Origin of the sequence: Psychroserpens sp. Hel_I_66, from assembly GCF_000799465.1 — a bacterium.
In the GTDB taxonomy this organism is placed as follows: domain Bacteria; phylum Bacteroidota; class Bacteroidia; order Flavobacteriales; family Flavobacteriaceae; genus Psychroserpens.
The window spans coordinates 2,528,844-2,542,860 of record NZ_JUGU01000001.1; the positions used below are offsets into that span (position 1 = coordinate 2,528,844).

At 34.6% G+C, this 14,017-nt stretch carries 8 protein-coding genes; 7 read left to right on the top strand and 1 reads right to left on the bottom strand.

Translation table 11 applies throughout. The features are described 5' to 3' along the window. Nucleotides 1-267 precede the first annotated feature (267 nt). The 7 genes from GQ40_RS11305 to GQ40_RS17190 all read left to right on the top strand — a co-directional run bounded on the left by GQ40_RS11305 (nt 268) and on the right by GQ40_RS17190 (nt 11,526). A complete protein-coding gene (locus GQ40_RS11305; protein WP_047548271.1) occupies nt 268-2,445 on the top strand; it encodes a T9SS type A sorting domain-containing protein in 2,178 nt (725 codons plus the stop codon). Between the two features lie 168 nt (nt 2,446-2,613). Continuing rightward, nucleotides 2,614-5,469 (top strand): DNA polymerase I, encoded by a 2,856-nt coding sequence (gene polA / locus GQ40_RS11310; protein ID WP_047548274.1) that lies wholly within the window; start codon nt 2,614-2,616, stop codon nt 5,467-5,469. A gap of 298 nt (nt 5,470-5,767) precedes the next feature. Beyond that, the gene (locus GQ40_RS11315) at nt 5,768-5,995 is read left to right on the top strand and encodes a helix-turn-helix domain-containing protein (protein ID WP_047548277.1); all 228 of its coding nucleotides are present in this window, start codon (nt 5,768-5,770) and stop codon (nt 5,993-5,995) included. Further along, nucleotides 5,985-7,217: a DNA cytosine methyltransferase gene (locus tag GQ40_RS11320; protein WP_047548280.1), complete on the top strand. Its 1,233-nt coding sequence runs from the start codon at nt 5,985-5,987 to the stop codon at nt 7,215-7,217. The genes GQ40_RS11315 and GQ40_RS11320 overlap by 11 nt, the downstream gene beginning before the upstream one ends. An 18-nt stretch (nt 7,218-7,235) precedes the next feature. Beyond that, complete coding sequence (locus GQ40_RS11325; RefSeq protein WP_047548283.1) at nt 7,236-9,572, top strand: sensor histidine kinase; 2,337 nt, start codon at nt 7,236-7,238, stop codon at nt 9,570-9,572. Then, a complete protein-coding gene (locus tag GQ40_RS11330) occupies nt 9,565-10,722 on the top strand; it encodes a hypothetical protein (protein WP_047548286.1) in 1,158 nt (385 codons plus the stop codon). The genes GQ40_RS11325 and GQ40_RS11330 overlap by 8 nt, the downstream gene beginning before the upstream one ends. Before the next feature lie 42 nt (nt 10,723-10,764). After that, nucleotides 10,765-11,526 carry an HNH endonuclease gene (locus GQ40_RS17190; protein ID WP_052184233.1) on the top strand — a complete coding sequence of 254 codons (762 nt, stop codon included), beginning with the start codon at nt 10,765-10,767 and terminating at the stop codon, nt 11,524-11,526. A gap of 1 nt (nt 11,527) precedes the next feature. On the opposite strand, the gene GQ40_RS11340 is transcribed toward GQ40_RS17190, so the two are convergent. Beyond that, nucleotides 11,528-13,489 (bottom strand): YgiQ family radical SAM protein, encoded by a 1,962-nt coding sequence (locus GQ40_RS11340; protein WP_047548288.1) that lies wholly within the window; start codon nt 13,487-13,489, stop codon nt 11,528-11,530. Nucleotides 13,490-14,017 lie beyond the last annotated feature (528 nt).

The window sequence follows — 14,017 nt, forward strand, 5'->3', positions numbered from 1 at the left end:
AAAATACATTATATATCAACCTAATTACAGAAAAATAATTTTCGTGATCTTCAATTTTCGAGTATTGATATTTTATTAGTTCAAAACAATAACAAGTGAAAACATATTTTGCAATCAAATATTTTTATTAAACCGTAATTTATTGATAAATAAACCCGTAGGTTTTAAAATTACCACTACCGATTATACATAATAAGTGTCACACTATACAATTTATTGTAAACGTATGAGCATAGGTTGGTAATTTGATCCCTTAAAATTTTAATTATGAGAAAACACTACATTTTAATTACAACCCTTTTAATGACGCAGTTTATCTTTGCCCAGCCTGCAAATGACGATTGTGCCAACCCTCAAAACATAACCGTAAGTGCTTCAAACAACTCTTATGTTTTTGATATCAATACTGCGAATTTAAATACTGAGGAAGGCTGCTCTGGCACAACAGCAGAATATGCAGATGTCTGGTTTGAATTCACAATGCCATTTAATGGAAATCTATATGTTGATGGGTCTATTGGTTGGAATAACTTTGCATTGTACAATACTTGTGGAAGTACCCAAATACAATGTGGTAGCACAAATGAACTTATAGAGAATCTCACATCAGGCGCTAACTATTTACTAAGGATTTTTAGAACAGCTAACAATGCCTCGAATACTGGGTTTCAAAACTTTTCTATAATTGGTTTTGAAGAGGTACAAAATGACGATTGTGCAAATTCTGAAAACATAATACTTTCTGAAACATCATCTACCATAAATTTCGAAATTGGTGGAGCAAACGCAAACAACGAAGAAGGCTGTATAGGAACAACCGATGATTATTTTGATATCTGGTATGATTTCACAATGCCTTTTAATGGCAATTTATACATAGATGGTTCTATAGGATGGAACAACTTTGCAGTGTATGATGCTTGCAATGGCACACAAATACAATGTAATAGTGCAAATCTTTTTATTGAAGAACTCACTCAAAGTACGAATTACAAATTACGCCTTTTTAGAACACTAGCCAACGCAGATAATCTTGGTTTTAGGTCTTTTTCTATTGTAGCTTATCAAACTGCTACCAACAACGATTGTGCATCTGCACAAAATATAACGGTAACAACAAACGCGACAACCGTTAATTTTGAAACTGCAGGTGCTATCATAAATAACGAAATCGGCTGTTCTGGTTCTGCTAGTGCTGATTATACAGACGTTTGGTACGATTTTACCATGCCTGTCAACGGAAATCTTTTTATAGATGGCGGTATCTCTTGGAATAATTTTGCTCTTTACGATACTTGCGGTGGCAACGAAATACAATGTGGTAATGCAGATGAATTCATTCAAGGTCTAACTGCTGGAACAAATTATAAACTGCGCGTATTTAGAACGGTTCAACTCACGACTAATTCAGGATTTAAAAGTTTTAGCATACAAGCTTTCGAACAGGTATTGAATGACGATTGCGCTTCCGCAGAAAACATAACAGTTACAACAAATGCGACCACTATCAACTTTGAAATTGCTGGTGCTGTTGTAAATAACGACGTTGGTTGTTCCGGTTCGGCTGCAGTAGAATATACAGATCTGTGGTACGATTTCACCATGCCTGTCAACGGAAACCTTTTTATAGATGGCGCAATTAGCTGGAATAATTTTGCACTTTACGATGCTTGTGGTGGTAACGAAATACAATGTGGTAATGCAGATGAATTCATCCAAGGGTTAACAGCGGGAACTAATTATAAACTGCGCCTTTTTAGAACGCTTGCGCTTACCGATAATCCTGGATTTAAAAGTTTCACAATCCAAGCTTTTGAAGTTATAAATAACGACGATTGTGCTTCGGCAGAAGTGATCAATGTGCTTTCGAACACCTCAACAACAGTCAATTTTGGTATCGCTGGCGCCAACATAAATAACGAGGTTGGCTGCTCAGGAACAACTCCAGAAAATTATGCAGATGTTTGGTATGAGTTTTCAATGCCAGAAAATGGTGCTATCATAATTGACGGAGCTATCGATTGGAATAATTTTGCAATTTATGACGCCTGTTCCGGGACAGAATTAGGGTGCTTTTCAAACTCTGGTAACGTGAGTAATTTAACCACTGGCATCACTTATAAATTACGTGTATTTCGCACTCTTGCCTTAGCAGATAATAATAGCTTTAAAAGTTTCTCAATTGTGGCAGACAAAACATTAACCACACCCGAAAGCGAATTAGGCAACTCCATTGTCTTATATCCAAACCCAACAAAAGGGATGTTAAATATTTCTTCGGAAACCTCTGTTGACTCCATTTTAGTATTCAACATTTTAGGGAAAATTGTTGCCAAAACAACCAACAATAATCAGGTAGATCTTTCAGAATTACAAACCGGAATTTACATTGTAAAAGTCACCTCAAAAAACAAAACCGTTTTTAGAAGAATCATTTTAGAATAAACTTAAATAAATAGGTTTAAACCCATAGTTGAAAATGGTCTTCAATTATATTTTTTGAAAAGAAAGTCGCTGTAGGGAGCGACTTTCTTTTTGTTCAATATTTCATAAATCATTCTTTCATTTCAAGGTCTAAGTTTTGTAGTTTTATAAACTACAAATTTAAAACACATGTCAGACCAAAAACGCTTATTCCTAGTCGATGCCTACGCCTTAATTTTCCGTGGGTATTACGCTTTTATAAAAAACCCACGAATCAATTCTAAAGGTGAGGATACCTCAGCCATTATGGGTTTTATGAACTCTCTTTTAGACGTCATCAAACGTGAGCGACCAGATCATTTGGCGGTTTGTTTTGATAAAGGTGGCAGTGCAGACCGTGTTGAAATGTATGAGGACTATAAAGCCAATCGTGATGCAACGCCAGAAGGCATTTTAACCGCGATTCCGCACATTTGTAATATTCTCGAGGCCATGCATATTCCAATTATGGTCAAGGAAGGTTACGAGGCAGATGATGTGATCGGGACCCTTTCCCGTCAAGCGGAAAAAGAAGGTTACAAAGTATTTATGGTCACACCAGATAAAGATTTCGCGCAGCTCGTTACCGAAAATATTTTCATGTACAGACCCGTTTTTGGTGGTGGTTACGAAACTTGGGGCATCCCAGAAGTTCAGAAGAAATTCGAGGTTACAGAGCCTATGCAAGTCATTGACTTTTTGGGGATGATGGGAGACTCGTCAGATAATATTCCTGGCTTACCTGGTGTTGGAGAAAAAACCGCCAAAAAGTTTTTAAAACAGTTTGGCAGCATGGAAAACCTTTTGGCAAACACTCACGAGTTAAAAGGAAAAATGAAAGAGAAAATTGAAGAGAATAAAGAACTCGGGTTGCTCTCAAAAAAATTGGCAACGATCATGCTCGATGTTCCGGTAGATTTTAATGCCAAGGATTTTGAGCTCGACCATCCAGATGTTGAAAAAGTAAAAGAGATTTTTCTCGAACTTGAGTTTAGACGATTGACAGATAATTTTGTTAAAACATTCACTTCGGGAGAGGAAGCAACAGGTCAAAGTAAATCCAATGCTTCATCAAAAAGCGATACAAGTTCCCCTTCCAGTTCAAGTGCAAAAGCTTCAGCAGGAGAAGGACAGTTTTCTCTTTTTGGCACTTCGGAAACGAGCAGTACTGAAGAGTCTTCAACGTTTGATAGAAAAACCATCGATAACACATCACACTTTTATCAAAGCATCGCTCCAGGAATGGGGACAACACTATTCATGAAAAACTTGATGAACCAGAAATCGGTTTGCTTTGATACGGAAACGACTGGCTTGAATCCGTTGACAGCAGAGTTGGTTGGCATCGCATTTTCATGGGAAGCAGGAAAGGGTTTTTACATCACATTTCCGAAGGAAAAAGAAAACGCACAGGAGTTGATCGAAATCTTACGTCCGTTTTTTGAAAACGAGAACATCGAAAAAATCGGTCAGAATTTAAAATACGACATCAAAGTCCTCGCAAAATACAACGTTGAGGTCAAAGGGAAACTCTTTGACACCATGTTGGCGCATTACCTCATAAATCCAGATATGCGACACAATATGGACGTGTTGGCAGAAACATATTTGAATTATACACCAGTGCCTATCACAGAGTTGATTGGCAAAAAAGGGAAGAATCAGTTAACGATGCGAGATGTTTCCGTAGAAAAACAAACCGAATACGCAGTTGAAGATGCAGATATCACGCTGCAATTAAAAGAACATTTTGAAAAGGAATTAGGCGAAGCCAATACCCAAAAACTGTTTGATGATATTGAAGTGCCACTGCTTCGTGTATTGGCTGCGATGGAATTGGAAGGCATTAATCTGGATGAGGAATTTCTCAATTCACTTTCGGCAGATTTGGATAAAGACATCCAAACGCTTGAAAAAAATATTTATGAGATTGCTGGCGAAGAATTTAATATTGCGTCGCCAAAGCAGTTGGGCGAGATTTTGTTTGATAAAATGAAATTGGTGGATAAGCCTAAAAAAACCAAAACCGGACAATATAAAACGGGTGAGGATATTTTATCCTATCTGGCAAAAGATCATGAGATCATCCGGAATATTCTCGAATACCGTGGGCTCGCCAAACTAAAAAGTACTTATGTAGATGCATTGCCTTTGCAGGTAGAACCGTCAACACATCGCGTACATACCGATTATATGCAAACCGTTGCTGCGACTGGTCGTTTGAGTAGTAACAATCCTAATTTACAGAATATCCCAATCCGTACGGAACGTGGTCGCCAGGTGCGAAAAGCGTTTATTCCGCGAGATGAGAATTACGTATTGCTTGCTGCCGATTATTCGCAAATAGAACTGCGTATCATTGCTGCGTTGAGTAAAGAGGAAACCATGATGGATGCTTTTAAAAATGGTGAGGATATTCACGCTTCCACTGCTTCACGAGTGTTTGGAGTGCCAATTGATGAAGTGACGAGAGAGCAACGTAGCAATGCCAAAACGGTCAATTTTGGGATTATTTATGGTGTATCTGCTTTTGGGTTGAGCAACCAAACCGATTTGTCGCGTGCGGAAGCTAAAGAACTCATTGACACCTATTACGAAACCTACCCAAAACTGAAAGCCTATATGAGCGATCAGGTGGATTTTGCGCGAGACAATGGGTACGTGCAAACCGTTTTGGGACGTCGTCGTTATTTAAAAGATATCGATTCCCGTAATGCGATGGTACGCAGTGGTGCAGAGCGAAATGCGGTGAATGCGCCAATTCAAGGGAGCGCTGCCGATATTATTAAACTCGCCATGATTAATATTCATAATAAGTTATCCCACGGAAATTTTAAAACTAAAATGCTCTTACAGGTGCATGATGAATTGGTCTTTGATGTTTATAAACCAGAACTCGAAGACATGAAAACATTGATTAAGACTGAAATGGAAAATGCGTTTGTGATGGATGTGCCTTTGGATGTTGAGGTTGGTGTTGGAGTGGATTGGCTGGAGGCGCATTAGGGAATAACCTTTAAATTGGTTTAAGCGTATAAAAATCTTAAACTAAAATCACTCATTTATAATTTGAATAAAAAAAATACTGTTTCTATTTGGTAGAAATTATTTTACCTGCACTTCTTCTTCATATATCTTAATATGTACTTGCTGATTAAATCTTAGAAAATCACAAAGACATGTACTGCCAATTCAATTGCATCATTGAATTTAACCAAACTACATTTTATCAAAAAGTGACTCATAGTCCGTTGTAATAAATACAACATGAGACTAAATTTGGCTATATTTTTTTTCAAATTATATGAGTATTAACAAAAAAATCGGACAGCGAATACTTACGCTTAGAAAAGCACAAAACCTATCTCAAGAAGCTTTAGCTCATAAGTCTGATGTTGATAGAACCTATATGACTGGTGTAGAAACGGGAAAACGAAATGTTACCGTGAGAGTATTAGACAGAATAATTTGTGGACTAGGAGAAAACTTTACAACTTTTTTTAATGATAAAGAGTTTGAAGATGAAAAATAAATTAAATTTCATTGATTTATTTTCTGGAGCTGGCGGACTTTCTGAGGGTTTTATAACAGCTGGTTTTAACCCAATCGCACATGTCGAAATTGACAAAAAAGCTTGTGATACTTTAGAAACCAGATTAGTTTATCATAAATTAAAATCTGAAAACAAAACTCAAAATTATTACGATTACATTTCTGAAAAAATGACTCGTGAGGATTTTTTAAAAAAATTTGGAAACTCTGAAATCTCAAATTCTGTAATAAATATTCCTATTGGTGGAAAAAACAACGATGTTATTTTTAGTAAAATCGATAAACTTTTAAAGAAAGAAAAAATAGATTTAATTATTGGTGGTCCACCTTGTCAAGCTTATTCCCTTGTTGGAAGAAACAGAGATAAAGACAGAATGAAAAACGATTCTCGTAATTTTCTCTATAAAGAATATGCCAAATTCTTAAAAAAATACACACCTAAAGTGTTTGTTTTTGAAAATGTTATGGGTTTAATAACTGCGGAAGAAGGAACCTATTTTAAAAATATGCGAACCTATTTTAAACGCTTAGGTTATGAATTGGATTTCACAATTCAAAAATCTGAGCATTTTGGAGTTTTACAAAAAAGAAGACGTATAATTTTAATAGGTTGGCAAAAAGGTACAGATTTTAACTATCCTGAATTTGATAAAGTTAATGAAGAGTATGCAGTAAGTCAGATTTTATCAGATTTAAAAAAACTAAAACCTGGCGAGCTAAATAACGTTACAAAATACGCTAACCCAACTACAGAATATTTAGAAAAATTTGAAATACGTAATGGTGTTGATTTTGTAACCCAACATGTCGCTAGACCAAACATAGAAAGAGACTTAAAAATTTATAAAATTGCGATAAAAAAATGGTTGAAAAAATCTGAAAGACTAAGGTATCCAGATTTACCAACTGAGCTTAAAACTCATAAAAACGAAAAGTCTTTTGTTGATAGATATAAAGTTGTAGACATTAATGGGTTATCTCATACAATGGTTGCACACATAGCAAAAGATGGACATCATTATATCTATCCAGATACAAAACAAGTAAGGTCTTTATCAGTTAGAGAAGCTGCAAGAATACAGTCTTTTCCAGATAATTTCTTTTTTGAAGGTGGAAGAACTGCTGCATTTAGACAAATTGGGAACGCAGTTCCTCCTTTAATGGCAAATGAAATTGCTAAAAAAATAAAAGAACAACTTTAAGATGGAGAATATTCTAAAATGAAAAAACATTCTTTTCAACCAGGAGCAATGTCTATAATACAAATGGGAGAAGAACTCATTGGACATCCAAGTACAGCGATTAATGAATTAGTTAAAAACGGATATGATGCAGATGCAACTAACTGTAAAGTTTATATAAATTATTCAAACGAATCAAAGAAATCATTTGCTTTAATATATGACGATGGATCTGGAATGGACTCAAGCATCCTATTTGGTGATTGGCTCAAACCTTCGGTAAGTAGCAAAAGAAACACTAATAAAATCAGTCCAATTTATAAAAGACAAGTTTTAGGTAGTAAAGGAATTGGACGTCTTGCATCTATGGCCCTTGGCCATAATATTAGTGTTATTACTAGAATGTCTCCAAACACTCCATATTATTGGTTAACAATTAACAGAGAACTTTTTAAAGAAGATATTCTGCTCTCAAAAATCGAATTTCCTGGTGATGAAATTAATGATTATCGCAAATTATTCCTAGAATCAGAACTCCTTAAAGAAAGACATACTAGTCCGAACGAAGAATTAATTGGATTTTTAGATAACAATGATTTATATGAGTTTAATAAAGGCACACTAATAATTGTTGAAGATTTAGATGATTCAGTATTAAAAATACTTAGAGAAGATTTTAATAAAAATGAACTAGATAGTATTATTGATGAACCTTTAAAAGAAACTAGTTTTTATAAATCCTTATCAACTCTAATTACACCTTTAAAACTAAGCTCAGAAATAGAGAAAGAATTAATAAATAAAGGTATAATTGATAAAGGCAAAAAAATAAAAAACGTACTCAACTTTAATTTAGAATTTGGGACAAACCTTTTACCGGAACAAATAGAAAACAATACTGATTGGCAAAAAATAGATGCAATACCTATTCAATCTATTTATGATTACAGAGTATATGGCAAAGTAAATAAAGATGGAAATGTTTTAGGATATTTCTCAAACAAGAGACTCTTGGATCAAGAGTATGAAGAAAAATTAGAAATCAACATTACAGAGATTATTGATTTTAAGAAGAGAAAAACAAAAAATAAAACTCTAGACTTATTTGAAAAAGAATACAGACAAGAAACTGGCGAATATTACTTTGATATAAGGGTCTATGATATAGGTGAAAAAGAAAATTTAGAAAAGTTATCTAACCAAACAAAGTTTAAGACTGGTACTGCTTTTAAAAACGCTTTTAAAAGCGTGCAAGGTTTAAGAATATCCAAAAATGGTTTTGGAGTTAAGCCTTATGGAGAAGAAGTAGAAGATTGGATTGGCCTTTCTAAAGAAAGAGTTCAAAATCCTACTGGAAATGTAAACACAAATCAAATATTAGGTTATGTATATTTTAACTCTCCAGAAAATGATACACTAGAAGAAAAAACCAATAGAGAAGGCTTTTTAGAAAATACTGCTTTTATTCAAGTTAAAAATACGTTGTCAGTGATTTTTAAAAACTTAGGTAGAAAAAGAGGTAATTTTAGAACGATTCATGGTATCGGAAGAGTTCCTAAAAGCAAGCATGATAGACCTCGAACTAAAGATTTTCTGGATAAAATTAAATCCAATGACAACGTTAGTTTTATCAGAAAATACTCTGAAAAATTCATGAAAGAAATAGATACTTCTTTAGATAATTTAGAAGACTCATTATCCTTTTCTGAGAGACTCGCTTCATTAGGAAGTGGTTTAGAGCTTGTTTATCATGAAATGGCTCAGCCAATTTCAGGATTAAGAACGACGAAATCTTCTTTAGATTTCAAAAAAACTAAAATAGATCCTGAAGCATTAAAAAGTTTTGTTTTCGATATAAACACTTTAGATCATGCAACAAATATTCTTGTTGATTTAAGAAAATCTCTTCAACCTGCTATAGGTCGAACGAGAAAAAAGAAATTTAAGCCTTATGACACTTTTCTTAGAGTCTGTAATTTATACAAGTCAGACATAGAGGAATTTAATATAAATATAAATGTTGATGATAGAATAACTGACTATGAAATTTCAGATTTAGAATATGCGTTTTGGATTACCTTTTTGAATATAATAAATAATGCTGTTTACTGGCTTAAAAAATCCCCAAACGAAAAAAAGATTTCATTTTTTATGGAGAATGAAAATTTTGTAATTATAAATTCAGGTCCTTTTATTAACGAAAGTATTATAGAGCATATTTTTAATTATGGAGTCACCACAAGACAGGAAAAAAATGCGACTGGTCTCGGCTTGGCTTTCACTCAAAGCATTCTTTCTAGAAATAATTGGGAAATTTATGCCGAAAACAGAGAAACAGGACCCGCATTTATTATTAAAAAAGAAGAAGATGAGTAGAGGAAAAGTCATCCATTTGGATAATGAAATAAAACTTTTAGAAGGTTATAAGAATCTCTTTGATCAAAATGACATCGATCTAGATTATATCATTTGTGAGACAAAAGAAAAATTTGAACAAGCGTTATCTGAGAATAGAGTAAATATAAAAGCACTTATTTTTGATCTTTTAAGTAGTGATCCAGATACAAATGAACTACATCAAAAAGATGCGGAATTTTTAGAAAATATTAACGAAAGCTTCTCTAATTATAACATTCCTATATTTGTATATAGTGGATATCTTCAAGCATTAGATGGCAAGTATGAAAATCAAGGCACAGTATTTAAAATTGACAAGGATAAAGAAATTACAGTAATTTTTGATAAGATCAAAAACCTTTACGAATCAGGTTTTATTGATGTGTTCTGTCCGGACGGATTATTACAAAACCAATTATTAAAGGACTTAAACCTATCTTTTACAAAACAATTCAACAAAAACACTCAAATTGAATCTATAATTGACTCTATCGTAAAAGCCAAAGAGAAAGGTTCAAAAGAGCGTACACAGAAAATTTTTCAACGGATTGCTCTTAGATCTTTAATGTCAAATCTTCTGGCTCCTGATTTAGATAAAGATACTGGTGGCATTACTCCTGATTTTTTTAATCCAGTTGAACATTATTTACAAAGAATTAGTGCTTTTAAATTTTGGACTGGAGATATTTTTCTTCAAAAAAAGGATCAAGAAACTTGTTTTTTAATTGTAACTCCTAGATGTAATGTCGCGAGTAAAAGTTTTGAAAGTTTACTCGTTTGCTTAATTAAACTCAATGAATTTCCCAGTAATACAGGAAGTAAAAGAGGAGCAGAAAACATTCAGAAAGCATTAAATGATAATCCGAAATTTGCTGGATACGACAGATTTTTACCTCCATGTCCACTTTTCGTAGGAGGACACGTATTAATTTCTAAATATCAAATGATTAAAAAACAAACATTGCTTGATGATTATGATAGAATAATATCCTTAAGTGATGAATTAACAAATGAGATTTTAGGAAAGTTTGGAGCTTATTTTTTCAGGAGTGGAATAACTCCTTGGGATACAAATGAGACAATCGAAGTTGTTAAAAGTATAACTGAAGACAGAAAAACTAACCAATAATTTTTAAACAAAAAATCATCTTTAGTCTTAATCTTAACTAAATTGGAAAAAAGAAGCAAAGAGTTTTTAGAAGTGGGTTTTTATTTATCAAAGTTTGGTGAGGTAGATAAAAACGCAAACTATCCCTCTCCACCTCTACGTTTTAAAGTTGACAAATGGAATAATGCCTACAGAATTTTTTATGAGAAATTAAATGGTGGAAGAACTATTTTAGCTTTCGAACGAAGCTTAAAAAATACTCGAGATGGTTTTGATAGTCACTTACCAAATTCGCAACGCATTGGCTGGTTAGGAGACAATAAAAAACCAAGTCCTTTAGGCAAGGAAGCTCATAGTGTTTTTGATAATTTAATAGATAAAGCGGAAGAGCAAGTTTGGGAAATTATCGAAAAATATTCAGATTTAAATGCAAAAGATTACAAACATACTTTTGATGATCTTATAGGTATTCAAGAAAGTGAATCTGAGTATAAAACAGGTAATACTGAAGGAGGAAAAAAAGTAGTTACATCAAGTAAATACGAAAGACAACCTTCCATTAGAAATGAAGCAATAAACATTCATGGACTAGAGTGTGCAGCTTGTGGCTTTAACTTTCAAGAATTTTATGGAGATTGGGGAAAAGGATTCATTGAAGTTCATCACATAAAACCATTATCTGAAAACAAAGGAGAAGAAAAAATAACAAACCCAGAAACAGATTTGGAAGTTTTGTGCGCTAATTGTCATAGAATGGTACATCGCAAAAAAGGCATTACTTTATCTTTACAAGAATTGAAAGAAAAGATTATTAAAAATAAATAACCTATCTCCTCCTCTTTTTCTTCCTCTCCTTATACTTAACCTTATTCTTCCGCTGGTTAAAAGGCACCGCATCATCAAACGTGTTTTTAGCGTCTCCACTAGGTTTGTTCTTGCGCCATTTTTCCTCTTTTTCGGGAAGGAGCACTTTTAGTAAATCATGGCGACCAAGTTTATTTAAGGTCTTTTTAATCCACGCTTTGTTTTCATCCTTATACCAAAAGAAGAAACGGTGTTGTTCATCTTTTTCCTTTCTGGTTTTTGGTGTATCTACTTTTTTAAGCGTGTACGGGTGGTAACCACTGTAGTAAATCACCGTAGCAACCGTCATTGGTGTTGGTGTAAACCCTTGTACTTGTTCCAACTGAAAACCCATATCCTTGGTTTCGGCAGCAAGATTTGCCATATCCTCAACTTCGCAAGCGGGATGATTCGAAATAAAATAAGGGATTAACTGTAAGTTCAGTTTGTTCTTAATGTTGATCTTATCAAAGCGCTCCTTAAACTTATGAAAATAGGAGAACGACGGTTTCCGCATTAATTTTAATACAGGATCACTCGTGTGCTCTGGCGCGACTTTTAATCGTCCGGAAACATGCTTGGTCATCACCTCTTCCGTATAATCATCTAATTCTTTTGGGTCTGCATTTTTATTGAATTCTGGCACCAACATATCATGTCTAATTCCAGAACCTATAAACGATTTTTTTATTTTTGGGTGACTGTCCACCGCTTGGTATAATTCGGTAAGCGGTTTGTGAGAGGTATCCAGATTACTACAAATCACTGGCGAAATACAACTAGGTGCGACACACTTGTCGCAAATAGATTGCACTTTGCCTTTCATTTGGTACATGTTGGCACTTGGCCCACCAATATCACTCAAATAACCTTTAAAATCTGGCATATTCGCAACGATATCGACTTCTCTCAAAATCGATTCTTTACTACGTGACGCAATAAATTTTCCTTGATGTGCAGAAATCGTACAAAAGCTACAACCACCAAAACAGCCTCTATGGATGTTTATAGAGGTCTTGATCATTTCATAAGCAGGAATTGGTCCTCGCTTATTATATTTTGGATGCGGTAATCGTGTGTAAGGCAAATCGAAAGACGCATCAATCTCAGCTTCTGTCATGGTTGGATAAGGCGGATTGATCATCAAGGTCTTATCTCCTACTTTCTGAAAAATACGTCGCGCAGCCAGTTTATTGGACTCTTGCTCAATCACCTTAAAATTAGAGGCGTATTGCTTTTTGTCTTTTAAACAGGTTTCGTGGGATGCGATTTCTACATCTTCCCAATTACTGTTCTTTGGGATATCCTCACCTTCCTTCAACAATACCGCAGTTTGATTAATGGTATTTAAACTACTAAACGGAACCCCTTTTTCTAACAATCGAATGATTTCACGTAAGGGTTGTTCACCCATTCCGTAGACCAACATGTCTGCTTTGGACGTTTCCAAAATGGTTGGCATGAGCTGGTCACTCCAATAATCATAATGTGTGACACGTCTCAAAGAACCTTCAATCCCACCAATCAACACAGGTGTATCTGGCCATTTTTCTTTTAAAATATTACTATACACCGAAGATGCATAATCTGGTCGAAATCCAATATCTCCATTTGGTGTGTACGCATCTTTATCACGACGCTTTTTATTCGCATTGTAATTGCTCACCATCGGGTCCATGCAACCACCAGTCACGCCAAAAAACAATCTTGGCTTTCCTAGTTTTTCAAAATCCTGAAGATTATCGGTCACACTAGGTTGTGGTACGATAGCGACTTTTAAACCAAAACTTTCTAACAAACGACCAATAACCGCAGGCCCAAAGGTTGGATGATCCACATAAGCGTCTCCGCTAAATAGTATGACGTCCAATTCTTGCCAACCGCGTATTTTAACCTCTTTGTTTGTGGTAGGTAACCAACTCGAAAGTCTTAATTCTTCTTGCATAGTTTTGCAAAAGTAATTAAAAATAAAACGCTTAGGTGTTAAAATGATTGTAATTGAAAAAAGTTAGATGGCTAATAATTTGGGCGTTACCACAAGGGTCGCGCTTTACACTACAAGTCCTCGCGCTCCCGATAAAAATCGGGATCGCTGTGGGCTTTCCATTGCAATCGCTAACGCATTTAGCTGTTAGCTGTTAGCTGTTAGCTGTTAGCTGTTAGCTGTTAGCTGTTAGCTGTTAGCTGTTAGCTGTTAGCTGTTAGCTGTTAGCTGTTAGCTGTTAGCAAAAATGAAATAACATTAAGATAACACATAATAACGAAATATTCATGTCCCAAATCAATTCGTAGAATTGAAAATGTCAATCTGCAGAAATAAAGAGCGAAAGGATGGAGATGCAAAGCGAAGCTTTAAGCACGTAATTCTGAAAGCGAATGTTCCGAAGGAATTTCATCAGATTGACTTGAATTTTTGATTCGTTTTGTTTCAAGACAAAATGAACACAAACAAAGACAAAAAACAAATTTCACT